Below are 25,217 nucleotides of genomic sequence, written 5' to 3' on the forward strand. Positions count from 1 at the left end.
GCAGCATCGCTTCCCAGCGACCGGATCGTGGCTGCCGAATGAGTCGGCAGCCCGTCAGACTTTCACGAGGCGCGTTATGACCCGCGATATTGCCGTAAACCGTTATGGAAAACTGTCGATCACCCTGCACTGGTTGATGCTGGCGCTGTTCGTTGGTGTGTATGCCTGCATTGAAATCAAGGGTCTGTTACCCCGTGGCAGCACCGGGCGAAGCCTGTTCCTGGGGTTGCACGGGCTCTTCGGGCTGAGCATTTTTGCACTGGTTTGGGTCCGTCTGTTCGGGCGCTTGACACCGCGCCCGCCAGTCACACCCGCGCCGCCGGCCTGGCAGACGGGTGTTTCCCACTTAATGCATGCGGCCCTGTATGGCCTGATGATCGCGACACCGGTGCTGGCCTGGTTGATGCTGGCCGCCGGAGGTAAGCCCGTGCCGTATTTCGGGTTCTTCTTGCCGGCACCGGTGGCGGTGGATCCCGATTTGGCCAAACAGCTCAAGTATTGGCACGAATTGCTCGGCAGCAGCGGCTACTGGCTCATCGGCCTGCATGCGGCGGCGGGGCTGATCCATCATTACTGGGTGGGTGACAATACCCTGGCCCGGATGCTGCCGGGGCGAAACCGCTCTTGATGGACGAGTTCCGCCTGGTAGCAACCGGCATTCGGCCGGACGCTACCCCACGTAGTACTTATCCCAAAGTTTGTTCCGGAATCGTTTGTCTGGATCGAACCGTGCCTTGAGTGCGAACAACCGTTGTGCACCAGGGTAGGCACGCGAGAACTGCTGTCGCGTCGCATGCAATTGATAGGGCAGGTAGTAAGTGCCCCCGAACGCCAAGGCAATATCGATCAGCTCGCGCGTCCATACGCCGACCTTCTCGCGGTCGGCCACGCCGGCGTGTTGCCAGTAATAAAGTACGAATGAAAAGACTTCCTCCTGTGCCCAGGACAGGCACGTATGAGGGGCGGGCGGCGAGTGTCGGATGGAGATGTTGATGGCATCGACGTCATGGGCCTTCAGTAGATTGGCCATTTGTATTGCAAACGCGTTGAAGTGGGCTACCGGTACGAAATATTCCTGCAGCGCGTAGGTACTGTTGTGGGTAGCGATCGGCCCGAGCGAGGCGACGTCCCTGCTGGCCTCGTAATTGCGGCGTACCACTGGGTGGCTGAGGTAGCGCAATGGGTCGATGACATCATTGCGAATCAGCGAGCCACCGGGGAGTCTGGCCACGCCCCACATGATGGTTTGATCCAGGGCGTACGATTGCCCCGGTGCGACCAGCCGATCTTCGACGGTCAGCTCTTTTTCCGTGGTGCACCAGGTGATGGCGGTGGCTTGGTCAAAGTGGGGCGGCGCCAGATCGGCGTTGTGCAGGATTGCCTGGTCGTTTCCGCGGATCTGGTCATTGAAGAACTTGGGGTAATCGGCAACCGGCATAGGATGTACTTGGCGCGCCATCGTGACGTTGGGTGCCAGGTCCAGTTCGATCTCTGTGATGACCCCCAACGCGCCATAGCTACCGATGGCGGCGTGAAACAGATCGGTATTTTCGGAGCGAGAGGCTTCCACTACAGAGCCGTCGGCGAGCACCAGTTGCAGGGCGCGTAGCGAGTTGCTCATCGGCCCGGCACCGACGTAACGCCCATGAGCATTGACTGACAGCGCCCCGCCGACGGTGAAGTTGGCATAGCTCTGCATGATCTTTACCGAAAGGTCGTCCGGGTCGATGACGGTCTGCAGGTCGCGCCAGCGTATCCCTGACTGCACGCGTATGACCTTGTTTTCAGGCGAATAGCGGATGACCTGATTGAACTGACGCATATCGAGGTGCAGGCTGTCCTCGGTGGCAATCTGTCCGCCCATGCTATAGCGGCCACCACCGATGCTCACCGGGCCCGTCCACAGGGCCAACGCCTGGCATATCTCATAGGTGGTACGTGGAGCAAACAGACGGCTCACCCAGACCGGGTTGAGCAATGTCACGTCGTTAACCAGCACGCCCGAAGGTGCCGCCCATGCCGACCAGGGGGACAGTACACCGAAGGCAATCCCGGTCATGCCAGCCTGAAGCAGGCTGCGTCGGGTGAGACAGGGCGACAATCCTGAAAGGGTGGGCGCTCGCGCGTCGTTGATCATGCAGTGCCACTCAATTGGGAATCGAAGACCACGCGTACGTGCGGACTTCGAAGCAGGCTGGCCGGAGTGACAGTACGACGTTGCCACGGAATTCGGCCGAAGTACCACAACCGCCAGAAGGCGAGATTCGGATCGGCGTTATCTTGCAGCAAGCTCGCGAATGTCTCCACTTTGCCGAGCTGGATGTTCGTCGCTTCATTGATGACTTCGCGCACGAAACGAGAGCAGAACTGGCCGGGTGAGCGAGGTGGTTCGCGAAAGCGGAAACGTACTTTCTGCAGTCAACGGCTCATCGCCAGGGTCGTCGACTACCACACGCACATGGTTCGTCCACGAGTTCGTCGCGTGTGCGCTGAGTCAATGGTCACTGGAAGACATCGTATCTGACTACTGCGTGTCAAAAGCCGAGTGCATCAAAAAATTGTTGGTGTTGGAGCGGATGGGCCTGGCGGACCTGAAGGCGGGGAATTGCATCAGGTTGCTGGTTGCGCGGGATTTCGATTGGCTGCCGGACGGCCCTATCCGAGGGTTCTTCCTGCGACTGGGGCTGCCGGATTTCATGGCGAGCCGATTCGACGTCCCCGATGAAACCCTGCACTTTGCCCATGGCATGCTGACCAAACCCGCTTACGCCCAGTTGCAAGTCGAAATCCACAAGTTACGCAGCAAACTGGCGGCGCTTCACAACGAATCGTTGAGCGCACCGCTGTCCGAAAAACGTGGGACTGCGCTGTTGCTGGCGATGCGAGTTTGGGAGCCGCAAGTATTCAGGAAACTTAAGCGTGGGTAGGTCGATATTACTTCAGATTGCTCTGGAAGAAGCTCGTCAGCTTATCGAACGGAATGAGGTCGACCCGATCATAAAGATCGACATGGCCAGCGCCAGGAATGATGACCAGTTCCTTGGGTTGACCGGCGAGCTTGTAAGCCTCCTCGCTGAACTCCCTGGAGTGCGCATCGGCGCCAGCAATGAATAACATTGGATGAGGCGAAATGGTCTCGATGTCATTGAGCGGGTAGAAATTCATGAACTTGACGTTGCTTGTCAGCGTCGGGTGCGTGGTCAGGTCTTTGGACGAGCTCGATGGCGTGAACTCACCGCGTGGGGTGCGGTAGAAGTCATAGAACTCACGTTGGATAGGATGGGTGTTTTCATCCAATTGATGCACCGTACCGCTGGTGTAAAGCGTTTCACCGCCCGCGAACTCCACATTACGCTGCTGTGTGGCCTGCGCGATGATAGCCCGGCGCTGTTCAAGCGTTTGGGAGTGCTTCAATCCGTTGCGATTGACGCCACCCATGTCATACATGCTTACCGTTGCGATGGCTTTCATGCGCGGGTCGATCTTGGCTGCGCTGATCACGAAGCTGCCACTGCCACAGATGCCGATGGCGCCAATCCGCTCTTTATCGACGAAAGGCTGGGCGCTGAGAAAGTCCACTGCGGCGCTGAAGTCCTCGGCATAGATATCCGGCGAAACCGCATTGCGTGGCTGCCCCTCGCTTTCGCCCCAGAATGACAAGTCCAGGGAGAGGGTGACGAAGCCTCTTTCCGCCATTTTCGTGGCATAGAGGTTGGCGCTCTGTTCCTTGACCGCGCCCATCGGGTGGCCTACGACAATCGCCGGATTTCTGGCCTTGCCATTGAGTTTCTTCGGAATGAACAGGTTGCCGGCTACGTTCATTTGATACTGGTTCTTGAAATTGACCTTTTGTACGGTCACGTCGTCGCTGGTATAGAAGTTATCTGCGCCGTTGGACATATCGGCTCCTATTGCTGAGAGCGAACTGATAAGAAGGGTTAATAAAACGATGATCTTTTTCATTGGGAATCCTGTCGATGCGGAGTAATCAGTTTTTGGAAAACGTCACTTGCACACCCCGCCGACCCAGCGTTTGAGCCAGTTTCGCGGTGTCATCCACTTGCCCCAGACGGGTGTAGGCATAGGTAGAGTTGAAGTTCGTGTAAAAGACGACCAGGGTGTCCGGGCCATACAGCATCAGATCGCCGTTGTGGATCGTTCCCGGCTTGCTCGCCTGGGTAGGTAGTGCTCGGGGGAGGGTGGCGTACTTTTCATTGCGGTTGAGATCATTCATGTCCAACGTCAGTGGCAATAACGCGACAAGCGCGCGGGCAGCTGAGTTGTCGGACAGGGTGATGGCGAAGCGTTGTTCCCCGACGGTCATCCACATGCCCGTGTGCTCCGTTAGCGAAGATGCCGACGCGGCATCATTCATTGTCGAGTAGCTGCCCAGCACGAGTATCGAAGCCAGCAAGCCAAGCCAGGTCGCCCTCATCGCAGTTCTGCTTTCGTTCCTGTTCATGGGGAACATGGTGACCGACGTGCAGTTATGCGACTAGCTAATGAATGCTTAACAAGGCTATAAGCAAGGCTAATCAATTGGCTTAGATGTGTTTCACCATGATCAAAAGAAATCTCAATGACCTGCTGTCTTTCGTCACGGTCGCGCGCGAAGGTAGCTTCACGCGCGCTGCCGGGGCATTGGGTGTCACACAATCTGCACTGAGCCAGGCCATCAATGGCCTGGAAGCACGCTTGCAGATCCGGTTATTGACGCGGACCACTCGGAGCGTTTCGCCGACCATCGCGGGTGAACGGCTGCTGCAAGCGATAGGCAATCGCTTCGATGAAATAGAAGCGGAGCTGGATATGCTGACGGAGATGCGAGACAAGCCCGCAGGCACCGTACGCATCACCTGCGGCGATCATGTCCTGCGCACGACCTTGCTCCCCAAACTTACCGGGTTGCTGCACGACTACCCGGATATAAACGTTGAATTTGACGTGTGTTACGGCTTTCGAGACATCGTGGCGGATCGGTTTGATGCCGGCGTGCGCCTGGGCGATACCATCGACAAAGACATGGTTGCCGTTCCGATAGGCCCTCCATTGCGGATGGCTGCCGTCGCTTCGCAAGCGTATTTCGCTGCCCACGCCATTCCCAGGAGTCCTCGCGACCTGATGACCCATCGCTGTATCAACCAGCGCATGCAGACATCGGGCGGGCTCTATGTCTGGGATTTCGAACGGCGAGGCAAGCAGGTGAACGTGCGAGTTGACGGCCAGCTGATTTTCAACACGTCGACGCATATCGTGCAGGCGGCAGTGGCCGGGCTGGGCGTTGCGTACCTGCCAGAAGAAGAGTTTGAACCGTACCTGCAAGAAGGCCGACTGGTGCGCGTGCTGGAAGATTGGTGTCCGCCGTTTTCAGGCTACTATCTGTACTACCCCAGCCGACGACAGCCTTCGCCTGCATTTACACTGGTTGCCAATGCATTGCGCAAAACCATCTAAGAAAGTAGTCGCTTTCAGAACACGTTTCGTCGTCCATGTGCAATCGCCAACCCCCGGTAGTGGCAAGCTGTGAGGATGCCCCGGACCAGGTGCGCCAAAGACACCTGGCCGGAGAGCGAGAATGGCGATCGGATGTGCCACGCGACCGTGACGTGGGCCGGACGCCGCAGCCAAGACTCCGGACGGCTGCCGCTATGCGGTGGTGTCGTTCGAGATGCCGAGGTACGTTTATGCCCGATGAGACGCTTCACCTGCCTTTGATCCACAGCGTGCTTGCGCGCGAAAAGGACACCCCTGGTGCCCTGCTGCCTATTCTCCATGCCATCCAGGCAGGCTGCGGGTATGTCCCCGACAGCGCCGTCCCGGAGATCGCCCACGCCCTCAACCTCAGCCAGGCTGAAGTGCGCGGGGTCATCAGCTTCTACCACGATTTCCGCACCACGCCGCCGGCGCGCCATACCCTGCGCCTGTGCCGGGCTGAGTCCTGCAAGAGCATGGGCGCCGAGACCCTGGCTGCGCAGTTGCGCGAGCAACTGGCGCTGGACGATCACGGTACCAGCGCCGATGGCAGCATCAGCCTGCGGCCGGTCTATTGCCTGGGTGCCTGCGTCTGCTCGCCGGCCCTGGAGCTGGATGGGGAGTTGCATGCGCGGATCACGCCTGAGCGTCTACGTCAGTTGGTCAATGATTGCATGGAGGAGGGCGCATGCTGACGCTCTGTATCCCCCGCGATTCGGTAGCCCGTGCCGTGGGCGCGGACAAGGTGGCCGATGCGTTGGCCCGTGAGGCTGAACGTCGACAGCTGCCGTTGACGGTGTTGCGCACCAGTTCCCGTGGCCTCTATTGGCTGGAACCGCTGGTGGAGCTTGAAAACGCCGGCGTCCGGTTGGGCTTTGGCCCTGTCACACCGGCCGATGTGCCGGGCCTGCTGGATGCGCTGGCAGGCGATCCCGGCAGCCATCCGCTGGCCCTGGGCCCGGTGGAGGAGATTCCCTATCTCAAGAGCCAGCAGCGCCTGCTGTTCGCGCGCGCCGGCATCACGCAACCGCTGTCCCTGGACGACTACCGTGCCCAGGGCGGCTTCCAGGGCCTGGCCCGGTCCATCCAGATGGATGGCGCAGATGTGGTCGCCAGCGTGCTGGATTCCGGCCTGCGCGGTCGGGGCGGTGCGGCGTTCCCGGCGGGCATCAAGTGGCGCACGGTGCGCGATGCCGTGGGTGCACAGAAGTATGTGGTGTGTAACGCCGATGAAGGCGACTCAGGCACCTTCGCCGACCGCATGTTGATGGAGGGCGACCCCTTCCTGCTGATCGAAGGCATGATCATCGCCGGCCTCGCCGTAGGCGCGACGATGGGCTACATCTACGTGCGTTCGGAATACCCGGCCGCCATCAGTACGCTGAACGAAGCGCTGCGCATCGCTCGCGACGCCGGCTATCTGGGGGCGAACGTGAGCGGTAGCGGCTGCGCCTTCGACATTGAGGTTCGTGTCGGGGCCGGCGCCTATATCTGTGGCGAAGAAACCGCACTGCTGGAATCCCTCGAGGGCAAGCGCGGCACGGTTCGCGCCAAACCGCCACTGCCGGCGATTCAAGGCCTGTTCGGGCTGCCTACGCTGGTGCACAACGTGGTGACCCTGGCCTCGGTGCCGGTGATCATGGAGAAGGGCGCGCAGTTCTATCGCGACTTCGGCATGGGCCGTTCCCTGGGCACGATGCCGTTCCAACTGGCCGGTAACGTCCGTCACGGCGGCCTGGTGGAGCGCGCCTTTGGCCTGAGCCTGCGTGAACTGGTGGAAAGCTATGGTGGCGGTACCGCCAGCGGTCGGCCCCTGAAGGCCGCACAAGTGGGCGGGCCGTTGGGTGCCTGGGTGCCGCCTGCGCAATTCGATACGCCGCTGGACTACGAAGCGTTCGCCGCCATGGGCGCGATGCTCGGCCACGGTGGTGTGGTGGTCGCCGACGACAGCCTGGACATGGCCCAGATGGCCCGGTTCGCCTTGCAGTTCTGCGCCGAGGAATCCTGCGGCAAGTGCACGCCGTGCCGGATCGGCTCCACCCGTGGGGTGGAAGTGGTGGATCGCTTGATCGCCAGCACCGAAGCCGGTGCCCGTCAGGAACAGGCCCTGCTGTTGCAGGATCTGTGCGACACCCTGCAATACGGTTCGCTCTGTGCCCTCGGTGGGATGACGTCCTACCCCGTCGCCAGTGCCCTCAAGTATTTCCCCGCCGACTTCGGTCTGGCGACCACGGAGGCCGACCAATGATCAACATCTTCGATCCCAGCAGCGATATCGACCTGGGCACCCCGGCGCGTGAAAGCGACGTGCAGGTCAGCCTGACCATCGACGGGCGTGAAATCAGCGTCGCCTCCGGCACCTCGGTCATGCGTGCCGCGGCCTTGCTCGGCACCACCATCCCCAAACTCTGCGCCACCGACAGCCTGGAAGCCTTCGGCTCCTGCCGCATGTGCCTGGTGGAGATCGACGGCATGCGCGGTTATCCCGCGTCCTGCACCACGCCGGTCACCGAAGGCATGGTGGTTCGCACGCAAACCTCCAAGCTCGCCACGCTGCGGCGCAACGTGATGGAGCTGTACATTTCCGACCACCCGCTGGACTGCCTGACATGCCCGGCCAACGGCAACTGCGAATTGCAGACCGTGGCGGGGCAGGTGGGCCTGCGCGAAGTGCGCTACGGCTACGAAGGTGCCAACCACCTGGCCGAGGCCAAGGACGTTTCCAACCCGTATTTCGACTACGACCCGAGCAAGTGCATCGTCTGCAACCGCTGCGTGCGTGCCTGCGAGGAAATCCAGGGCACCTTCGCCCTGACGATCACCGGACGCGGCTTCGATTCCCGGGTGGAAGCGGCCGGCGGCGACAACTTCCTCGATTCCGAATGCGTTTCCTGCGGCGCCTGCGTACAGGCGTGCCCGACGGCGACCCTGATCGACAAGAGCGTCGTGGAGATCGGCCAGCCGGAGCGCAGCGTCATCACCACTTGCGCCTACTGCGGCGTGGGTTGCTCGTTCCGCGCCGAGATGAAAGGCGAACAACTGGTGCGCATGGTCCCGGACAAGAACGGGCAGGCCAACCACGGCCACTCCTGCGTCAAGGGGCGCTTCGCCTGGGGCTACGCCACGCACCCGGACCGCATCACCAAGCCGATGATCCGCAAGCACATCGACGACCCGTGGCAGGAAGTCAGTTGGGACGAGGCGGTCACCTACGCCGCCAGCGAATTGCGCCGGATCCAGCTCAAGTACGGGCGCGACTCCATCGGCGGCATCACCTCCAGCCGCTGCACCAACGAAGAAACCTACCTGGTGCAGAAACTGGTGCGCACCGCGTTCGGCAACAACAACGTCGACACCTGTGCCCGTGTCTGCCATTCGCCTACCGGTTACGGCCTCAAGCAGACCTTGGGCGAGTCCGCCGGCACCCAGAACTTCGACTCGGTGATGAAAGCCGACGTCATCCTGGTGATGGGCGCCAACCCCACTGACGCGCACCCGGTATTCGGCTCCCAGCTCAAGCGCCGCCTGCGCCAGGGCGCACGGCTGATTGTCATCGACCCACGGCGCATCGACCTGGTGGATTCGCCTCACGCCCGCGCCGAGCTGCACTTGCAATTGCGTCCGGGCACCAACGTGGCAATGCTCAACGCGTTGGGCCATGTGATTGCCACCGAAGGCTTGATTGACCAGCCTTTTGTCGAGGCACGCTGCGAGGCGGCGGACTTCGCTCGCTGGCGTGATTTCGTCAGCCTGCCGGAAAACTCCCCCGAGGTCCTGGGCCCGGTGTGTGGCGTGCCTGCAGAGCAGATCCGCGCCGCGGCACGGCTCTACGCCACCGGCGGCAACGCGGCCATCTACTATGGCCTCGGCGTCACCGAGCACAGCCAGGGCAGCACCTCGGTCATGGGCATCGCCAACCTGGCCATGGCCACCGGCAACATCGGTCGCGAAGGCGTCGGGGTGAACCCGCTGCGTGGCCAGAACAACGTCCAGGGCTCCTGCGACATGGGCTCGTTTCCCCACGAGCTGCCGGGCTATCGGCATATTTCCAACGAAGCGGTACGCGCCGAGTTCGAACAGGCGTGGAACGTGACCCTGCAACCCGACCCGGGCCTGCGCATCCCCAACATGTTCGAGGCGGCCCTGGACGGCACCTTCAAGGCGCTTTACTGCCAAGGCGAGGACATCGCCCAGAGCGACCCCAACACCCAGCATGTGACGGCCGCGCTGTCCGCTTTGGAATGCGTGATTGTCCAGGACATCTTCCTCAACGAGACGGCCAAGTTCGCCCACGTGTTCCTGCCGGGCAGCTCGTTCCTTGAGAAGGACGGCACCTTCACCAACGCCGAACGCCGCATCTCCCGCGTTCGCAAGGTGATGGACCCGTTGGCCGGCAAGGCCGACTGGGAAGCCACCATCGCCCTGGCCGATGCGCTGGGCTACAAGATGCACTACAACCATCCTTCGGAAATCATGGATGAAATCGCCCGCCTGACGCCGACTTTCACCCGTGTCAGCTACGCCGAACTGGATCGTCACGGCAGCCTGCAGTGGCCCTGCAACGATGCCGCGCCGGACGGTACGCCAACCATGCACATCGATCAGTTCGTGCGCGGCAAGGGCCGTTTCATGCTCACCGGCTACGTGCCCACCGAGGAAAAGGTCAACGGCCGCTATCCACTGTTGCTGACCACCGGACGCATCCTCAGCCAGTACAACGTCGGCGCCCAGACCCGGCGTACCGACAACGTGGCCTGGCACGAGGAGGACCGGTTGGAGATTCACCCAACCGACGCCGAGAACCGCGGGATCGTCGACGAAGACTGGGTGGGTATCGGCAGCCGTGCCGGGCAGACGGTGCTGCGCGCGAAGGTGACCGAGCGGGTGGCACCGGGGGTGGTCTACACCACGTTCCACTTCCCGGAATCGGGCGCCAACGTGATCACCACCGACAACTCCGACTGGGCCACTAACTGCCCGGAATACAAGGTCACGGCGGTCGAGATCGTGCGGGTCAGCCAGCCTTCGGAATGGCAGAAGCGCTACCAGGCCTTCAGTGATGAACAGGGACGCTTGCTCAGGGAACGTCGCCATGCCGAGAAAGCCGAGGTGCGTCGATGAGTTCTGATAGCCTGATCAAGATGGCCAACCAGATCGCCCAGTATTTTGCCAGTGAGCCGGATCACGCGGTGGCGGTGCGGGGCGTGTACCAGCACATCAAGAGCTTCTGGACGCCGACCATGTATCGCGACTTGATGGCCTGGCAAACGAAACATCCCGACGCTGTCCTGCACCCGTTGGTGCTGGCGGCATTGATGGAGTTTGAAAAAGCGGCTTAGGAAGGAAATGCAGTAGAACCTGCACACAGCCCCGGCCGGTGCCCTCGTCAACGACGAAGGGAACCGACCGGGGCTGTGTGCATTTCAGTTATTGATTATTGACGGTGATGTAGGGATCCCATGTGTTGTTCGGGCCGATCTGGTTCAGGTTACGGTCCAGCAGAACGAAGACGATTTGGTACCAGAGCTTTCCCGGGCTCAGCGCAGTGGACTGCCAGACGGTATAGGTCACATCGGTCTTGGCAATGCCTCCGGGGGCGCCATTGTCCAGATACGGCACTGGAATGCCGGGGATATTGAAAGATTGCGGGGTCGAGATGGTGCCCTTGTAGTCACCGCCCTGATGAGGGTCGCCGATCACGACGTTTTTGATCAATGCGATGCGGTCGAAGTTGCGCGACAGCGTGGTGGCGCGCCAGCGAATGATGTCGCCGGGTTTTACGTCGAACCACAACTCGTTCCCGCCTTCGCCTTCGCCACTGGAGATGTTGGCGTGGCTGTCGATGGCGCTGCGGGTCACCAGCATGGCAATCGCACCGCCTATGTCATTGGGGTGGGCGAGCAGGTAATCGGCGTCAACATTGACGAGCACATCAATGGTTTGGGTCGCTCCAGACATGTTGTTGCTCCTTGAGGGTAATGACAGTGACGACCGCCCTTCAAAGGGTGTCCGGGCCACCCGGTCCCTGGGTGCGGTCTCGGGAGGAACGATAGGTGATGGCGTTGTAGTGTCAAATTTCCAATTCTTGACGCTGGCGAAACGGAGCGAAGCGCAGCACAACCAAGGCGTTGATTTACCTTTGTCGTGGTCGATCTCTTAATGGGCTTTTGGTTATTTTCCGAGGGCATCAGTGGGCAAAGGCGCACAACCGTTGTCGGTGACTGCTTCTGATCCTGCGGAGGATGGGAGCCATTACCGACTGCGGTTCAGTTGGGGGACTGATTCGCCGTCCAGCGCTTCATTTCTTCGGCAATGAAGTGATGCACCAGGTCGCTGTACATCTTCTCGATGGCATCCGGGTTCAAGCCTTCGGCCTCTGCCCACACGCGTCGTGTCGCCAGCATGGCCTTGAAACGCTCCGGTGCCTGCACCGAAGCCGCCGAGGTCTTGAATTTAGAGGCCGCGAGCACGTATTGATAGCGCTTGCCCAGCAGCGTGATGACCGCTTGGTCGAGGGCATCGATTTCGCGTCGGATGTCCTCCATGTTTGCGCATTGCGAGGGTTGCAACGGGTCCATGCAGTGAGCTCCGCTTGTTGAACAAGACCGGCCCGACGTGAGCCGATCTTGTGATGGAGTTTAGAAGCACCAGTCCTCAGCGCGAACGACACGACAGAAGGCGCCTGCCAGGGTTGCGTTGTGATGGGCGACGATCATTTCTGCCTTCAATTCAGGCGTGTCGGAACAGGTATGGCCGTCGGCGATCAGGACCGCGTCGAACCCCAGGTCCCGCGCGGCTCGGCAGGTGCTGTCGATACAATACTGGGTTTTCATACCGGTGATGACCAGGCCTTCAGCATCGCAAGCCTTTAGCCGCTCTGCCAGGCCTGTCTGGGTGAAGGCGCTGGGGCGGGTTTTTTCGAAGATGACTTCGTCACCTTCCAACTGCAGTTCCTGCACCAGTTCCGTCAGTGGGCTTGCAGGCTCGATGGGCGAGCCAGGCGGGCCTACGTGGCGAACCAGGAAAATCGGTGCCCCGGCCTTCCGGGCCTTGAGCAGCAAGCCATTCAACGTGTCCAGCAACGCTTCGCCGGCCCAGGGTTTATCCGGGCCGTGAAACAACCCAACTTGCATATCGAGAATCAACAGAGCGTGCATGGTGCTTTCCTTGCGTTTTGGCCAGCGACGCAAGGGCAAAAGAAAAGGCCCTTACCATCGCTGGCGGGCCTTTGAGATACGTGTGTTATTGACTCACGACACCTCACGACCCGCCTTGGCGGTCGTGGTTGTGGTGGTCGAGGCAATCTGTGGCAGGTTCATGGTGCTGACAGTAGCTTCCGGTCATCAGGTTTGGCAAGTGGGTATGTCAGCTTGCTTGCGAAAGCGGCGGGTCAGCTTGCGCAAATGTCGCTCCTGCCGCCGCCATCGCGAGCAAGCTCGCTCCCACAAGTTTTTAGCCTTCGAGCCCGCGCTGTTCGATCACGCCGAACACATCCGCCACATCCTGCATCAGGATCCGGGCGACGTTGGTGATGGTGTTGATGTCACTCGTTGCTGAGTCACGCAGGCTGCTGCACGCCACCAAGGTCAGGTAATCGAGCGTGGCGTGCAGGCGTTCGCTGGCACAGGCGTGGAGTTCGGGGAGTGGGGCTTGGGTGTCGATCAGCAGGACAGGGTGGGTGGTGGCGGTTTGGGTCAGGGGGGTGAAGCGTTGATCCAAAGGATTCTGGCGCATAGTTACTAATTTCCTCATATCAAGAAAGATAGCTACTGCAATTCGCTGCGAAACGAACGGGTGGTAGCTGCATGTGGGTTCGCAGACCGAGGATACGAGGAACTCGGCAGACCCGAAGATCTCCCACACACAGCCACCATAAGTGACGTTGAACGCCAAACGCGCCCATTGTTACTTTTATGATGCCTGGTTGCCAGCGTATCTATCGGGCTGCGAAACCCAGCCACCGGCCAAAGCCAGCGACGACCCAACTATAGAAGTCGATCCCGGCACCCACAACCGACCTGTAGGACGCACGCTCCCCCTGTGGCGAGGGAGCTTGCTCCCGCTCGGCTGCGCAGCAGTCGCAAAACCGGTACCTGCGCAGTACCTGACGAAAAGAGGTGCCTGGTTTGGGGCCGCTTCGCGCCCCAGCGGGAGCAAGCTCCCTCGCCACGGGAGGTAAATTCCTACGAGATTTTCGGACCACCGTTGGCCGCGCTCCAAAGCGCATAAGGCATCTCCCGGCTAACGCAATTCCCCTGTGGGAGCGAGCTTGCTCGCGATGGCATTCGATCAGTCAACATTGATGTCGGCTGACAGGGCGCTATCGCGAGCAAGCTCGCTCCCACAATGGGTTAGCAACCAATCAACAAAAACCTGCGTCTCAGCCACCGCATCCCTGGACACCCCGTAGTAATAGCGGGCTAACGGCAGGCGCAACGACGGCAGTGGACAGGTCAGCCGCTCGTTGGACAAATCCCTGCCCAGCAGCGAAGCCGGACACAGCGCCACGCCCAGCCCATCGACGGCGGCCTGCAGTACGAGGTGCATGTGATCGAATTGCAGGGTCGGCAGGTTGTTCAATGGCTCGATCCCTGCGTGTTCCGCCCAGTCTTGCCAATCGCTGCTGCGCGTCCTGCCCGATAACAAGGTGTGCCGGGCCAGGTCGGGCATGCTTTCCAATGGCATGCTGTGCAACAACGACGGTGCGGCGACCAGCAGCAGGTCGTCTTCCAGCAGCACTGTGGGCTGTACGTGGGGCGACCAGCCGGCGTGCCCGCGGCGGATGACCACGTCGAACGTTTCCCGTGATGGATCGGGAGGCCGGGTGCTAGTGACGACGTCGGGCTTGATGTCCGGGTGGCGCGCCATGAAGTCCGGCAGTCGCGGGATCAGCCAACGCACCGCGAAGGAGGGGCGCACGTTGATGGTCACTTTGCGCTGGGCAGCACTGCGCGTCAGTGCGGTGGCGGCGTTGGCGATCTGGTTCAGTGCCTCATTGACCTGTTCGTAGAAAGCCCGGCCGGCCGGGGTGAGCAAGGACTGGCGGGTTCGACGTTCGAACAGCAGTACGCCCAAGCGCTCTTCGAGCAACTTTACGTGGCGGCTGACGGCGCTATGGCTGACGTGCAGTTCTTCGGCGGCGCGGCTGAAACTCTGGTGGCGAGCGGCAGCGGCGAAGGCGCGTACGGCGTTCAACGGGGGCAGGTTGGCGATCATGTGTCTAATTTAGTCACATATGCGCTGTAATTAAAGCGTTTGTCAGCGTCCCGGTGCCACGCCACCCTGAAGGCCACAGCAATTCGCCTTCAATGTGGAGTGATGCATGGCCAGTTACGGACTTTTTCTGATCCTGGCGACCCTGACGGTGCTCAGCCCGGGCCCCGGTGTGGTGCTGACGATTTCCAATGCCTTGCGCCATGGCTGGCGCGGTGCGCTGCCGGGCATCTTCGGGATCGCCTCGGGCGCGTTTATCGTGGCGGGTATCTGCGCCAGCAGCTTGGGGTTGATCCTGGCCGCCTCGGCGACGGCCTTCACGCTTTTGAAATACATCGGCGCGCTGTACTTGTTGTACCTGGGCATCAAGATGTGGCGTACCCAACGCTTCGTGCCCGAACTCACGGTCACGTCCACGCGCCCGTGGCGGCGCTTCGGCGAGGCGCTGTCGATCCAGTTGCTCAACCCCAAGGCCGGGTTTTTCTTCCTCGCCGTGTTCCCTCAATTCATCAAGCCGGAGGGCGATTACTACAGCCAGTTCTTCTTGCTGGTGTCGTCCTATAGCGTGCTTGTGGTACTGGTGCATTCTGGTTATGCGCTGATGGCCAATGGCGCCAGGGGCTGGCTCTCGTCGAGCCAGGGCGCGAGGATTGTCGGCAAATTGTCGGGCATCACCTTCCTGGGGTTCGGCGTGCTGATGGCGTCTGCCAGCAAGTGACGGGTACAGGTCAGCGCCGCCCCGTCCGCGTACTTACATCCACCCACACCGCCAGCACCAGAATGCTGCCTTTGACGATCATCTGCCAATAACTGTCGACGTCGAGCATGGACATGCCGTTGTCCAGGCTGGTGATGACCAGCGCGCCGAGGAGGGCGCCGTAGACCGTGCCGGAGCCGCCGCGCATGGAGGTGCCGCCGATGAAGCAGGCGGCGATGGCGTCGAGTTCGCCCATGTTGCCGGCCGAGGGTGAACCGGCGGCCAGGCGTGCGGTGTTGACCACGCCGGCGAGGGCGCACATCACGCCCATGATGCCGAAGATCCACAACTTCACGGCCTGTACGTTGATGCCGGACAGGCGCGTGGCTTCCATGTTGCTGCCCACCGAATAGACACGTCGACCGAACACGGTCTGGCTGGTGACGTAGCTGAATACGCCCAGCAGGATCAGCAGGAGCAGCACCGGTACCGGGATGCCGTCGTAACTGTTGAGGGTATAGACGAACCCGGCCAGCACCGCACCGATCACCACCACGCGTAACACGTCACGCACCAGGGAGTGGGCCGCGAGGCCATGGAGGGCACGGTTGCGTCGCTGTTTCCAGGTCAGGAACAGGGTCAGGGCGAACAGCAGGATGCCGAGACCGGTCCCAACCGTGTGCGGCAAGTAACCCTGCCCAACGTAGACCAGCTCCGGTGACACCGGGGCAATGGTAGTGCCGCCGGTTACTCCCAGCAGGACGCCGCGAAACGCGAGCATGCCACCCAACCCGACGATGAACGACGGGATACGCAGGTAGGCGGTCATGTAGCCGTTGCCCAAGCCGATCACCAAGCCGCACAGGGCCACCAGGCTCAGGTTCGCCAGCAGCGGGATGTGATAGACCACGTCGAGAATCGCCGCCAGGCCACCCAATAGCCCAAGCAATGAGCCCACCGACAAATCGATTTCGCCACTGATGATCACCAGCACCATGCCGCAGGCAAGGATCCCGGTGATGGACATCTGCCGCAGCAGGTTGGAGAGGTTGCGCGGGGTCACGAACCCACCCTCGGTCTGCCAGCTGAAGAACAGCCAGATCAGCGCCACGGCGATCACCAGCGCGAGCATTTTGTAGCGGGAAAACAGCTGTTTGACCTGATTCATCTACGCGGACTTCCGATCATTATTGTTATGGCCATCGGGATGGCTGAGCGCGGCGGCGAGCACCTGTTCCTGGGTCAGTTCGTGGTTGATGAAGTCGCCGCGCAACTGGCCTTCGCCGATCACCAGGACGCGGTCGGAAACCCCCAGCACCTCGGCCAGCTCCGAGGACACCATGATGATCGACACGCCTTCGGCCGCCAGCGCGCCCATCAGCTTGTAGATCTCGTACTTGGCGCCGACGTCCACACCACGGGTCGGCTCATCGAGAATCAGCACGCGGGGTTTGGTCAGGAGCATTTTCGCCAGCACGGCTTTTTGCTGGTTGCCGCCGGAGAGACTGGTGATCGGCAGGAACGGGCTCGCGGTCTTGAGGTGCATGCGCGCGATTTCCTTGTCGATGCTGCCCAGTTCGGCTTCGGCGTCGATGCGGGTCAGTTTCGAGTAGTTGTCCAGCACCGCCAGGGTAATGTTCTGGCCCACGCCCAAGTCAGGAATGATGCCTTGGCGCTTGCGATCCTCGGGGACCATGCACAGGCCGGCGCGGATCGACTTGAGCGGTGTGCGCGTGTCGATTTTTTTGCCGCCCAGCCAGACTTCACCTTCGTAGCGGCCGGGGTAGGCGCCGAACAGCGCTGACACCAGTTCCGTGCGGCCGGCGCCGACCAGCCCGGCGATGCCGAGGATTTCCCCACGCTTGAGAACCAATGAAATGTCGTCGACCCGTTTGCGCCTGGGGTTGTCGACGTCGTAGCAGGTGAAGTGGCGCGCCTCGAAAATCACTTCGCCGACGTCATGGGGTTCGGTGGGGTAGAGGTTGCTCATTTCCCGTCCGACCATCTGGGTGATGATCTTCGGGATGCTCATGTCCGTCATCGCGGTGGTGGCGATGTGTTTGCCATCGCGGATCACCGAGATGGTGTCGCATACGGCGGCCACTTCATCGAGCTTGTGGGAGATGTAGACGCAGGCGACGCCCTTGGCCTTGAGGTCGCGGATGATGTCCAGCAGCACCTCGATTTCCGAACGGGTCAGGACCGAGGACGGCTCATCGAGGATCAACAGCCGGGCCTGCTTGTTCAGCGCCTTGGCGATTTCCACCAGTTGCTGGTAGCCACCGCCGTACTGCGAAACCGGTAGCGAGACGTTCATGTCCGGCACTTTGAGTTCACGCATCAGGGCTTCGGCGCGATGGATCATCGCCGGGTAGTTCATGCGTCCGCCGGGCAGCGTGAGTTCGTGGCCCATGAAGATGTTTTCAGCCACCGACAGGTCGGGGACCAGGGTCAGCTCCTGGTGAATGATGACGATCCCGGCGACTTCGGTTTCGCTGATGGACTGCGCCTTGAGCGGCTGGCCGTCCCAAAGAATCTCGCCCTCCCAAGTGCCATAGGGATAGACCGCCGACAGCACCTTCATCAGCGTGGATTTGCCGGCGCCGTTCTCACCGCACAGGCCGACACATTCCCCCGGCCTGACCTTGATGTCGATGCCGTTCAGGGCTTTGACGCCGTCAAAGGTCTTGACGATGCCGTTCATTTGCAGCAGGTAGTCGGACATGGCAAGGACTCATGGAAAAGGGCTCACACATCAGCAGTGGGGCAGGCAGTCAAGCCATGTGACCTGTGTGGGAGCGAGCTTGCTCGCGATGGCGGCAGTACATCCAACATTGATGCAAGCTGAACCACCGCTATCGCGAGCGAGCTCGCTCCCACAGGTTTTTTGCTTGATTGCCTGGTCAGATCACTGCCCGGCGATCTGCGCCTTGGTGTAGAACCCGTCCTTTTCCAGCAGGTCGATGTTGTCCTTGGTCAACGGCGTGGGGGTGAGCAGGATGGTGTCGACTTTCTTGCTGCCATTGTCGTACTGCGAGCTGAAGCTGGGCTTCTCGTTGCGCGCCAGTTGCACCGAGAGCTTGGCGGCTTCGGAGGCGATCAGTTTCAGCGGCTTGTAGACGGTCATGGTCTGGGTGCCATCGATCACCCGCTTGACCGCTGCCAGGTCAGCGTCCTGGCCCGAGATCGGCATCTTGCCGGCCATTTTCTGGGCGGCCAGGGCCTGGATGGCGCCGCCGGCGGTGGCGTCGTTGGAGGCGACGATGCCATCGATCTTGTTGTTGTTCCGGGTCAGGGCGTTTTCCACGATGCTCAGGGCTTCGGTGGGGTTCCATTCCTTCACCCACTGCTGGCCGACGATCTTGATGTCACCCTTGTCGATGGCCGGTTGCAACACCTTCATCTGGCCTTCGCGCAGGACCTTGGCGTTGTTGTCCGTCGGCGCGCCACCGAGCAGGAAGTAGTTGCCCTTGGGCGCAGCCTTCAGCACGCCGCTGGCCTGCATCTCGCCGACCTTTTCGTTATCGAAGGAAATGTAGGCGTCGATATCGGCGTTGAGGATCAGTCGGTCGTAGGACACGACCTTGATCCCGGCCTTCTTGGCTTCGGCGACGGCGTTGGTCAGCACGGTGGCGTTGAATGGCACGATGACGATCACATCGACGCCACGGGAGATCAGGTTTTCGATTTGCGAGATCTGCTTCTGCTCGTTGGCATCAGCGGACTGGACGAAGACCTTGGCGTCGAGTTTTTCCGCCGCCGCGACAAAGTAGTCACGGTCCCGCGACCAGCGTTCCAGGCGCAGGTCATCGATGGAAAAGCCGATCTTCGGATGGGCCGCATCGGCCATGACCGGAAGCGAGAGCAGGGCGAGGGCGCCGGCGAGCAGGGTACGTTTGAATGTATTCATGTGGTGCGTCCTTTTATTGTTGTTTGAAAGACACTGCCTGACGATGAGCGTGATACCGGGTAGAACTGTAGAGCGTTGCAGAGCGCCGTGGGCACAGATTTGTCGCGCGAATGTAACAGCCCCTGCGCCCCGACCATTGCCCGTTGTCAGGGGTAGATGAACCGATTGACCACGTTCTCGAGCATCTCCTGGCGACCGCTGACGGCTTGGGGATTCAGGTCGTTGGTGAAGGCATGCTCGGCCAGTGATTCAAGGCTGAAGTCACCGGCCAGTAGCGCTTTGCCAAACGGCTGCTGCCAGCCGGCATAGCGCTGGTCCTTGAACTGTTGCAACTGATCGTTCTGCACCATGGCTGCCGCGCGCTCCAGGGCGAGGGCGAGGACGTCCATGGCGGCGACGTGGCCGTGGAACAGGTCGATATCGTCCACGCTCTGGCGCCGGACCTTGGAATCGAAGTTGAACCCGCCATTACCGAAGCCGCCGGCCTTGAGGATTTCATAGGTGGCCAGGGTCATTTCCTCGACGCTGTTGGGGAACTGGTCGGTGTCCCAGCCGTTCTGCGGATCGCCGCGGTTGGCGTCGATGCTGCCGAAGATGCCCAGGGAGACGGCCGTGGCGATCTCGTGATGGAAGCTGTGCCCGGCCAGAGTCGCGTGGTTGGCTTCGATGTTGACCTTGATCTCGTTTTCCAGGCCGAACTGTTGCAGGAAGCCGAACACGGTGGCGCTGTCGTAATCGTACTGGTGCTTGGTCGGTTCCTGGGGCTTGGGCTCGATCAGCAGGTCGCCCTTGAAGCCGATCTTGTGCTTGTGCTCGACCACCATGCGCATGAAGCGGCCCAGCTGTTCGCGCTCGCGTTTCAGGTCGGTGTTGAGCAGGGTTTCGTAACCTTCACGGCCGCCCCACAACACGTAGTTGGAGCCTTTGAGACGCTGGGTGGCGTTCATGGCGCTGAACACTTGCGCGGCGGCGCAGGCGAATACTTGCGGGTCTGGGTTACTGGCGGCGCCTGCGGCGAAACGCGGGTTGCTGAAACAGTTGGCGGTGCCCCACAACAGTTTGATCCCGGTCTCTTCCTGATGGCGCTCCAGGTGGTCGACCATCTGGGCGAAGTGTTCGCGGTACTCTTTGAGCGAACTGCCTTCCGGGGCGACATCGGTGTCGTGGAAGCAGTAGTAGTCGATGCCCAGCTTGGAGAAGAACTCGAAGGCCGCATCGGCTTTGCCGATGGCAAGCTCCATGGGATCCCCAGCGTGCTGCCACGGGCGCTTGAAGGTACCGGCACCGAACACATCCGACCCCGGCCAGACGAAGGTATGCCAGTAGCAGACCGCCATGCGCAGGTGCTCGCGCATGGGCTTGCCGAGCACCAGTTTGTTGGCGTCGTAGTGACGGAAGGCAAGCGGCGAATCGCTGGCGGGGCCCTCATAGCGAATCTTGTCGACAGCGGGGAAGTACGACATGGGCGAGTTCCTTTTTATTCTTGGCGGTGTCTCGATACTAACGCCGGCCCCGTGGCTGCTGATTATGAAAATCACCAACGGGCAGTTCGATTTTGAGTATTGAGATTCGCTGGCCGCGCGCCTAGTCTGTATCGATCGGCACAGGGTTAAACCAATGAAAACCGTCCCGCCCGTTCACCGCATTGCACTGTTGTTCAACGGCAGCAAGATCTACGACCGCGGCATCATCAGTGGCATCGGCAACTACCTGAGCAGCACGCGCGCGTCCTGGGACTTGTTCCTCGAGGAAGATTTTCTCTGTCGCTTGAAAGGGATCGAACGCTGGCAGGGCGACGGGATCATCGCCGACTTCGACGACCCGCTGATCGGCGAGGCGCTGGCCGGGATCAAGCTGCCGGTGGTGGCGGTGGGCGGCTCCTATCAGGATGAACGCGCCTACCCGAAGGGCATTCCCTATGTCGCCACCGACAATGATGCGTTGATGACGTTGGCCTACGAGCACCTGATCGAGGCCGGATTGACGCGTTTTGCCTGTTTCAGCCTGCCTGAAGCACAAGCCAATCGCTGGGCCCAGGAACGGGAAAAAGCCTTTCGCCGGCTGGTGCAGCGCGATGGCCTGCACGCCGAGGTCTATCGCGGCATGGGCACCAGCGCACCGCTGTGGGACAGCGCCGTCGAACAGCAGATCGCCTGGTTGCAAAGCCTGCCCAAACCCATCGGCATCATCGCCGTCAGCGACGCCCGCGCCCGGCAGTTGCTGCAAGCCTGCCTGACCGCCGGGATCGCCGTGCCCGAGCAAGTGGCGTTGATTGGCATCGACAACGACCCCCTGACCCGCAGCCTGACGCGGGTGCCGTTGAGCTCGGTGATCCAGGGCACCGAAACCATGGGCCGCACCGCCGCACGCCTGCTCCATCAAATGCTGCACGGCATGCCGTCCACCGGCACACAGATTCTGATACCGCCGGACGCGATCAATGTGCAGGTGTCGAGCCTGCATCAACCGTTGGGCAACCCTTATGTCATGCAGGCACTGCTCTTCATCCGCCAATACGCCTGCCAGGGCATCAAGACGGCCCAGGTGGCGGCCTATGTGGGAGTGTCGCGCTCATCGCTGGAATCGCACTTTCGCAAGGAGCGGGGTTGCAGCGTCCACGACGAAATCCTGCGCTTCAAACTGGCCGCCGCCGCCAACGGATTGGAAAACACCAACTCGCCGATTGCCGACATTGCCCAGAATTGCGGCTTCAAATCGGCGCAATACCTGCACACCGTGTTTCGCCGCGAGTTCGGCTGCACCCCTCGGGAGTATCAGCAGGGGACCAATGCGACCGCTCACTGACTCACGGCCGAACCGCTCTTGATGAGCTGACACACCACCCGATAGCTCCCTCGCCACGGGGGCAGGCTCGCCGCAAAGCATTGGGTTAAAATGCATTTCTGATCCAATGTTTCGCAAGTCAAACGTCTATAAAATTCATTTGGGATTAGTTCGTAGCTCGTATCTCGTAATTTTTAGATGTGGCGTTGACCCCAAGACTTCTGAGCTTGAACTTTACGAGGGTGTTTACTTTAGATGCTGGCTTGTAATGGCCGGAGTCGTTCGTGATTAGATATCCGTTTGGGGTTTTGGTAATAGTGCCAGCGCTAACTATTCTGGTGTCTACTTGGAAGTCCGAGGCGGCAATTCGTGCTATCGCGGAGTGTTTTAGTTCAAAGGTTTTTGTGTTTGGGTTTCTAAAGGGGCCGGAACCGACAATGAGTTGATTTTTTCTGGTTAGAACGAATTTATGTTGTAAGTTTGTGGGCTCGATAATGTTTAAGTGTTCTTTGCGTGTGATCAAGGTAATACTTGCTGGGTTTTTTCTAGCGTAAGCTTCTGCAATAGCATCTTCTATGGGGTTTATGTGGGGTTGGTCGTACTGATTTATTAATGGCTTGCTAGTTGCTGAGCGAATTTTGCTCGCCACTTTGTAATAGGGGCGGACGATTTGTTTCTTTAGGCTTCTAAATGGCTTGATCAGATTGGTTGCTGGAAAATGACCACTGGGATCTTTTCTATTGATAGGGTCATTTAAGCAGTATGCATATGAGTTGATGCCCCCTCTATCAAAGGGACTCATCTCATCCGCGCTGTTAAAACACATCAACACCGGATTGAACGCCCGATACCCCATACCCAATAAATAATGCCCCGTTACTGAGTCCGCTCGCTCGCCGTTAAACCCAAGCAAACTGAGCAGACCGTTCCCCGGTGGTCGATGGCCGTACGGTGTATAGGCGAGGGGATGAGTCCGGTTTGCATCGAGCACATTCAATACCGAACGCTGTAGATCGGTCGCCAGCAAGGTGGTGTCGATCTCCGCATCCTCGCGGCGCCGTTGCGCCAATAGCTGATCGTCGTGCTGGAAGATGCTGTATTGCGCTGCGCCTTGTACTTCAGTGGCTAAACGGTCTCTGCAGTAAAAACGTTGGCTTTCGGTCTCATCGGATGGCGCGCAATTTACCAGGCGATCCAGCGGATCGTAGCGGTAGCGGCACAATACGTTTTTGCGAGAGGGAATAGACATCGACTTAGCCCCCCTGAAGTTAAAAAATGCCGGCCTCCAGCTTCGATGTTTTCTTCAGCGGTTGTCTACTATCAGAACTGTTAGTACCGTACGAAAAGGAATGTCGCAAGCACCGTATGGGCGTCTACCAGCGTTCCTTGGGGCTGCTTTGCAGCCCAGCGGGAGCAAGCTCCCTCGCCACGAAGGGACAGCCTGCGTCTGATGAACTGACACACCACCGAATGGCTCTTGTGGCGAGGGAGCTTGCTCCCGCTGGGGCGCGAAGCGGCCCCGCTTATTGCTGGTCTAAATATCGATCCGTTCCACCGGGTGGGTCCCAGACGTGGGAATCTTCAAAAAACGCCGCTCATGATCCGGGCTCGGCAAAAGGCACACGTCGTATTTGCCAAACAGCCGATAACGATTCAGGGCAATGCGATCATAGGCCCAGTCCCGAAGCCTGCGAGGGACGTAGCGCAGCAGCTTCACCGGGCGCCAGGCCCAGGGCAGCAGGGCTACGACTTCAAGAATCGCGTCCGAACGCACCCAGTAATGTTGATCGCGAACCACGGCCATGGTGTCGAACTGCTGCAAGGGCAGGCCCGCCCAGGCAAGTAGGGCTTGCCCTTCGGGTGATTGTACGGAGGCCAACCGCACGCGGCGGGCGTGGTCATGGCGGATCAGGAATTTCGCCCAGCCATTGCACAGTTTACAAACGCCGTCGAACAGGACCACTGTCTCGCCTGGCTTGAGCAAGGGCGCGGGTGAGGGGCGAGTTTGGGAGATGGGCATGAATGGGTGTCTACATGGCGCCTGGTTATCCGGATAATACGCCTGTTCCAGCGTCAAGGGGCGACCCGGAGGGTTGCTCGACCATGATGACTTCAAGGGCATGATCCGATCCATGAGCGATGACACCTACAGCCTGTATATACGCTTCCAGACACCCGACCCTGCCATTGGCCCTCGGGAGCCGGCGCCGATGCTTGCTGAGGAGCTGGCCTGGGCGCGTGATCGCGCGACCATGCATCGCTTCAGCTGGATCATGGTGCTGGTGCCGCCGTTGTGCCTGGGCCCGGTGCTGCCGGGCATCGCGTTTCTGCTGGGGCTGCTGGTCTATCAAGGGTTATCCGCCCCAGGCGTCGACCTTGACCGAATCGTCGGGGATTCCCTTGACTGGCTTGTGCTCGCCACCTCGCTGTTCATGGCTGCCTGGGTCCTGCATAACTACTTGCGCGATAAGCGCGACCCGACCAAGCGATATTGGCAATCGATGCCCGATCAAGGGCTGGTCGAACTCGAACGCCACACCCTGGTCTCTGGCATCAGCCTGTGGTCCAACGACTATGATCCGGACTGCAACACCCTCATGCAGTGGTCCAACGGCAAGTTGAAGTGCGTGCAAGACAGCGGTGTGTCGCAATGGATTCTGGCCAAGACCGCGGCGGGGCACTGGCTGGTGCTCAAGGAACAATTTTCGGGCGACTTCAGCTACGGGCGAGTAGGGCAAATGCCCGCAACGAACAAGCTGCTGCAACCCCGCCAGCAACTGGCGATCGCTTTCGCCCCCGGCACGAACCTGCAACTGGGCCGACGTTTCGACGGCGCGCCGATGCCATTGGTGGAGACGCCGTACTGGCTGTCTGCCGATGAACTCAAGCGCCTGGACGAGGCCGCCCATCACTGGAATTTTCTACCGCCGAATCGCTATGGGGTGGTCAATGACGAGGATGCCGCGTGGGTGCAACGGTTGCTGAACAGGGCGCAAGCCAGCGTCGGGCCGCGACCGAAGCGCTGCACCTCGGTGTCTGAATAATTCCGTCAACGCAAGCGCATCCTTACCTCGGTCCTGGACGATCATTGCAAGGTGGACCTTTCACTGCTCGCCTTCTACCATACGCCCCCTCGGATGC

The 25,217-nt window shown here is 60.4% G+C and carries 25 protein-coding genes; 10 read left to right on the forward strand and 15 right to left on the reverse strand.

Annotated features, from left to right (window positions below):
* Positions 1-76 precede the first annotated feature (76 nt).
* Positions 77-628 carry a cytochrome b gene (locus tag LOY50_RS12945; RefSeq protein ID WP_253474232.1) on the forward strand — a complete coding sequence of 184 codons (552 nt, stop codon included), beginning with the start codon at positions 77-79 and terminating at the stop codon, positions 626-628.
* Between the two features lie 42 nt (positions 629-670).
* Here the strand turns inward: LOY50_RS12945 and LOY50_RS12950 are convergent, their stop codons facing one another.
* Both LOY50_RS12950 and LOY50_RS12955 read right to left on the reverse strand, forming a co-directional pair.
* Positions 671-2,137, reverse strand: a complete 1,467-nt coding sequence (locus LOY50_RS12950; RefSeq protein ID WP_258691064.1) for an FAD-binding oxidoreductase — start codon at positions 2,135-2,137, stop codon at positions 671-673.
* Positions 2,134-2,352 (reverse strand): hypothetical protein, encoded by a 219-nt coding sequence (locus LOY50_RS12955; RefSeq protein WP_258691065.1) that lies wholly within the window; start codon positions 2,350-2,352, stop codon positions 2,134-2,136. Before LOY50_RS12955 ends, LOY50_RS12950 begins: the two co-directional genes overlap by 4 nt.
* Before the next feature lie 23 nt (positions 2,353-2,375).
* Between LOY50_RS12955 and LOY50_RS12960 the strand changes: the two genes are divergently transcribed.
* Positions 2,376-2,927 (forward strand): hypothetical protein, encoded by a 552-nt coding sequence (locus LOY50_RS12960; protein ID WP_258691066.1) that lies wholly within the window; start codon positions 2,376-2,378, stop codon positions 2,925-2,927.
* Between the two features lie 7 nt (positions 2,928-2,934).
* Here the strand turns inward: LOY50_RS12960 and LOY50_RS12965 are convergent, their stop codons facing one another.
* Entirely contained in the window at positions 2,935-3,963 is a 1,029-nt protein-coding gene (locus LOY50_RS12965; RefSeq protein WP_258691067.1) for an alpha/beta hydrolase, read from the reverse strand.
* Between the two features lie 25 nt (positions 3,964-3,988).
* Positions 3,989-4,435, reverse strand: a complete 447-nt coding sequence (locus LOY50_RS12970) for a cyclophilin-like fold protein (protein ID WP_258691233.1) — start codon at positions 4,433-4,435, stop codon at positions 3,989-3,991.
* A 125-nt stretch (positions 4,436-4,560) separates the two neighbouring features.
* On the opposite strand from LOY50_RS12970, the gene LOY50_RS12975 reads away from it, so the two are divergent.
* From LOY50_RS12975 to LOY50_RS12995, 5 genes are all read left to right on the forward strand, one after another.
* On the forward strand, positions 4,561-5,454 hold the full coding sequence (locus LOY50_RS12975; RefSeq protein ID WP_214511710.1) for a LysR family transcriptional regulator: 894 nt from the start codon (positions 4,561-4,563) through the stop codon (positions 5,452-5,454).
* Between the two features lie 230 nt (positions 5,455-5,684).
* A complete protein-coding gene (locus LOY50_RS12980; RefSeq protein WP_003201284.1) occupies positions 5,685-6,167 on the forward strand; it encodes a formate dehydrogenase subunit gamma in 483 nt (160 codons plus the stop codon).
* Complete coding sequence (locus tag LOY50_RS12985) at positions 6,161-7,720, forward strand: NADH-quinone oxidoreductase subunit NuoF (protein WP_258691068.1); 1,560 nt, start codon at positions 6,161-6,163, stop codon at positions 7,718-7,720. The genes LOY50_RS12980 and LOY50_RS12985 overlap by 7 nt, the downstream gene beginning before the upstream one ends.
* The gene (gene fdhF / locus LOY50_RS12990) at positions 7,717-10,593 is read left to right on the forward strand and encodes a formate dehydrogenase subunit alpha (RefSeq protein WP_253474256.1); all 2,877 of its coding nucleotides are present in this window, start codon (positions 7,717-7,719) and stop codon (positions 10,591-10,593) included. The genes LOY50_RS12985 and fdhF overlap by 4 nt, the downstream gene beginning before the upstream one ends.
* On the forward strand, positions 10,590-10,811 hold the full coding sequence (locus tag LOY50_RS12995) for a formate dehydrogenase subunit delta (RefSeq protein WP_018602246.1): 222 nt from the start codon (positions 10,590-10,592) through the stop codon (positions 10,809-10,811). Before fdhF ends, LOY50_RS12995 begins: the two co-directional genes overlap by 4 nt.
* Positions 10,812-10,899: 88 nt before the next feature.
* Here LOY50_RS12995 and LOY50_RS13000 read toward each other — a convergent pair whose 3' ends face one another.
* The 5 genes from LOY50_RS13000 to LOY50_RS13020 all read right to left on the reverse strand — a co-directional run bounded on the left by LOY50_RS13000 (position 10,900) and on the right by LOY50_RS13020 (position 14,688).
* Entirely contained in the window at positions 10,900-11,430 is a 531-nt protein-coding gene (locus tag LOY50_RS13000; RefSeq protein ID WP_258691069.1) for an inclusion body family protein, read from the reverse strand.
* Positions 11,431-11,738: 308 nt separating this feature from the next.
* Positions 11,739-12,050: an isochorismate lyase gene (locus LOY50_RS13005; RefSeq protein ID WP_214511707.1), complete on the reverse strand. Its 312-nt coding sequence runs from the start codon at positions 12,048-12,050 to the stop codon at positions 11,739-11,741.
* Positions 12,051-12,110: 60 nt separating this feature from the next.
* The gene (locus tag LOY50_RS13010) at positions 12,111-12,629 is read right to left on the reverse strand and encodes an isochorismatase family protein (RefSeq protein WP_258691070.1); all 519 of its coding nucleotides are present in this window, start codon (positions 12,627-12,629) and stop codon (positions 12,111-12,113) included.
* A gap of 295 nt (positions 12,630-12,924) precedes the next feature.
* Positions 12,925-13,206 (reverse strand): fructose-bisphosphate aldolase, encoded by a 282-nt coding sequence (locus LOY50_RS13015; protein WP_253474259.1) that lies wholly within the window; start codon positions 13,204-13,206, stop codon positions 12,925-12,927.
* Positions 13,207-13,761: 555 nt separating this feature from the next.
* Positions 13,762-14,688 (reverse strand): LysR substrate-binding domain-containing protein, encoded by a 927-nt coding sequence (locus LOY50_RS13020; protein ID WP_258691071.1) that lies wholly within the window; start codon positions 14,686-14,688, stop codon positions 13,762-13,764.
* A gap of 106 nt (positions 14,689-14,794) precedes the next feature.
* Between LOY50_RS13020 and LOY50_RS13025 the strand changes: the two genes are divergently transcribed.
* Positions 14,795-15,403 (forward strand): LysE family translocator, encoded by a 609-nt coding sequence (locus LOY50_RS13025; protein ID WP_253474266.1) that lies wholly within the window; start codon positions 14,795-14,797, stop codon positions 15,401-15,403.
* Between the two features lie 10 nt (positions 15,404-15,413).
* Here LOY50_RS13025 and LOY50_RS13030 read toward each other — a convergent pair whose 3' ends face one another.
* The 4 genes from LOY50_RS13030 to xylA all read right to left on the reverse strand — a co-directional run bounded on the left by LOY50_RS13030 (position 15,414) and on the right by xylA (position 20,755).
* Positions 15,414-16,550: a sugar ABC transporter permease gene (locus tag LOY50_RS13030; RefSeq protein ID WP_003201312.1), complete on the reverse strand. Its 1,137-nt coding sequence runs from the start codon at positions 16,548-16,550 to the stop codon at positions 15,414-15,416.
* Positions 16,551-18,107 (reverse strand): D-xylose ABC transporter ATP-binding protein, encoded by a 1,557-nt coding sequence (gene xylG / locus LOY50_RS13035; protein ID WP_258691072.1) that lies wholly within the window; start codon positions 18,105-18,107, stop codon positions 16,551-16,553.
* A gap of 183 nt (positions 18,108-18,290) precedes the next feature.
* Positions 18,291-19,292, reverse strand: a complete 1,002-nt coding sequence (xylF, locus tag LOY50_RS13040; RefSeq protein WP_258691073.1) for a D-xylose ABC transporter substrate-binding protein — start codon at positions 19,290-19,292, stop codon at positions 18,291-18,293.
* A 146-nt stretch (positions 19,293-19,438) separates the two neighbouring features.
* Complete coding sequence (gene xylA, locus LOY50_RS13045; protein ID WP_253474274.1) at positions 19,439-20,755, reverse strand: xylose isomerase; 1,317 nt, start codon at positions 20,753-20,755, stop codon at positions 19,439-19,441.
* A gap of 154 nt (positions 20,756-20,909) precedes the next feature.
* Here xylA and LOY50_RS13050 point away from each other — a divergent pair, with 154 nt between their 5' ends.
* The gene (locus LOY50_RS13050; RefSeq protein ID WP_253474277.1) at positions 20,910-22,097 is read left to right on the forward strand and encodes a XylR family transcriptional regulator; all 1,188 of its coding nucleotides are present in this window, start codon (positions 20,910-20,912) and stop codon (positions 22,095-22,097) included.
* 145 nt (positions 22,098-22,242) lie between these two features.
* On the opposite strand, the gene LOY50_RS13055 is transcribed toward LOY50_RS13050, so the two are convergent.
* Both LOY50_RS13055 and LOY50_RS13060 read right to left on the reverse strand, forming a co-directional pair.
* Positions 22,243-23,325, reverse strand: a complete 1,083-nt coding sequence (locus LOY50_RS13055; RefSeq protein ID WP_258691074.1) for an RHS repeat-associated core domain-containing protein — start codon at positions 23,323-23,325, stop codon at positions 22,243-22,245.
* 285 nt (positions 23,326-23,610) lie between these two features.
* Positions 23,611-24,096 carry a thiol-disulfide oxidoreductase DCC family protein gene (locus tag LOY50_RS13060; RefSeq protein WP_258691075.1) on the reverse strand — a complete coding sequence of 162 codons (486 nt, stop codon included), beginning with the start codon at positions 24,094-24,096 and terminating at the stop codon, positions 23,611-23,613.
* Positions 24,097-24,208: 112 nt separating this feature from the next.
* On the opposite strand from LOY50_RS13060, the gene LOY50_RS13065 reads away from it, so the two are divergent.
* Positions 24,209-25,120 (forward strand): hypothetical protein, encoded by a 912-nt coding sequence (locus tag LOY50_RS13065; RefSeq protein WP_258691076.1) that lies wholly within the window; start codon positions 24,209-24,211, stop codon positions 25,118-25,120.
* The last annotated feature ends 97 nt before the right edge of the window (positions 25,121-25,217 follow it).

The sequence above is a fragment of the Pseudomonas sp. B21-010 genome, from assembly GCF_024749325.1.
GTDB lineage: Bacteria > Pseudomonadota > Gammaproteobacteria > Pseudomonadales > Pseudomonadaceae > Aquipseudomonas > Aquipseudomonas kilonensis.

What these genes read in the sequence shown, in the direction of transcription:
- LOY50_RS12945 (WP_253474232.1), top strand. Translation starts at nt 77, where the DNA reads ATGACCCGCGATATTGCCGTAAACCGTTATGGAAAACTGTCGATCACC.
- LOY50_RS12950 (WP_258691064.1), bottom strand. Translation starts at nt 2,137, where the DNA reads ATGATCAACGACGCGCGAGCGCCCACCCTTTCAGGATTGTCGCCCTGT.
- LOY50_RS12965 (WP_258691067.1), bottom strand. Translation starts at nt 3,963, where the DNA reads ATGAAAAAGATCATCGTTTTATTAACCCTTCTTATCAGTTCGCTCTCA.
- LOY50_RS12970 (WP_258691233.1), bottom strand. Translation starts at nt 4,435, where the DNA reads ATGAGGGCGACCTGGCTTGGCTTGCTGGCTTCGATACTCGTGCTGGGC.
- LOY50_RS12975 (WP_214511710.1), top strand. Translation starts at nt 4,561, where the DNA reads ATGATCAAAAGAAATCTCAATGACCTGCTGTCTTTCGTCACGGTCGCG.
- LOY50_RS12980 (WP_003201284.1), top strand. Translation starts at nt 5,685, where the DNA reads ATGCCCGATGAGACGCTTCACCTGCCTTTGATCCACAGCGTGCTTGCG.
- LOY50_RS12985 (WP_258691068.1), top strand. Translation starts at nt 6,161, where the DNA reads ATGCTGACGCTCTGTATCCCCCGCGATTCGGTAGCCCGTGCCGTGGGC.
- fdhF (WP_253474256.1), top strand. Translation starts at nt 7,717, where the DNA reads ATGATCAACATCTTCGATCCCAGCAGCGATATCGACCTGGGCACCCCG.
- LOY50_RS12995 (WP_018602246.1), top strand. Translation starts at nt 10,590, where the DNA reads ATGAGTTCTGATAGCCTGATCAAGATGGCCAACCAGATCGCCCAGTAT.
- LOY50_RS13000 (WP_258691069.1), bottom strand. Translation starts at nt 11,430, where the DNA reads ATGTCTGGAGCGACCCAAACCATTGATGTGCTCGTCAATGTTGACGCC.
- LOY50_RS13005 (WP_214511707.1), bottom strand. Translation starts at nt 12,050, where the DNA reads ATGGACCCGTTGCAACCCTCGCAATGCGCAAACATGGAGGACATCCGA.
- LOY50_RS13010 (WP_258691070.1), bottom strand. Translation starts at nt 12,629, where the DNA reads ATGCACGCTCTGTTGATTCTCGATATGCAAGTTGGGTTGTTTCACGGC.
- LOY50_RS13015 (WP_253474259.1), bottom strand. Translation starts at nt 13,206, where the DNA reads ATGCGCCAGAATCCTTTGGATCAACGCTTCACCCCCCTGACCCAAACC.
- LOY50_RS13020 (WP_258691071.1), bottom strand. Translation starts at nt 14,688, where the DNA reads ATGATCGCCAACCTGCCCCCGTTGAACGCCGTACGCGCCTTCGCCGCT.
- LOY50_RS13025 (WP_253474266.1), top strand. Translation starts at nt 14,795, where the DNA reads ATGGCCAGTTACGGACTTTTTCTGATCCTGGCGACCCTGACGGTGCTC.
- LOY50_RS13030 (WP_003201312.1), bottom strand. Translation starts at nt 16,550, where the DNA reads ATGAATCAGGTCAAACAGCTGTTTTCCCGCTACAAAATGCTCGCGCTG.
- xylG (WP_258691072.1), bottom strand. Translation starts at nt 18,107, where the DNA reads ATGTCCGACTACCTGCTGCAAATGAACGGCATCGTCAAGACCTTTGAC.
- xylF (WP_258691073.1), bottom strand. Translation starts at nt 19,292, where the DNA reads ATGAATACATTCAAACGTACCCTGCTCGCCGGCGCCCTCGCCCTGCTC.
- xylA (WP_253474274.1), bottom strand. Translation starts at nt 20,755, where the DNA reads ATGTCGTACTTCCCCGCTGTCGACAAGATTCGCTATGAGGGCCCCGCC.
- LOY50_RS13050 (WP_253474277.1), top strand. Translation starts at nt 20,910, where the DNA reads ATGAAAACCGTCCCGCCCGTTCACCGCATTGCACTGTTGTTCAACGGC.
- LOY50_RS13055 (WP_258691074.1), bottom strand. Translation starts at nt 23,325, where the DNA reads ATGTCTATTCCCTCTCGCAAAAACGTATTGTGCCGCTACCGCTACGAT.
- LOY50_RS13060 (WP_258691075.1), bottom strand. Translation starts at nt 24,096, where the DNA reads ATGCCCATCTCCCAAACTCGCCCCTCACCCGCGCCCTTGCTCAAGCCA.
- LOY50_RS13065 (WP_258691076.1), top strand. Translation starts at nt 24,209, where the DNA reads ATGAGCGATGACACCTACAGCCTGTATATACGCTTCCAGACACCCGAC.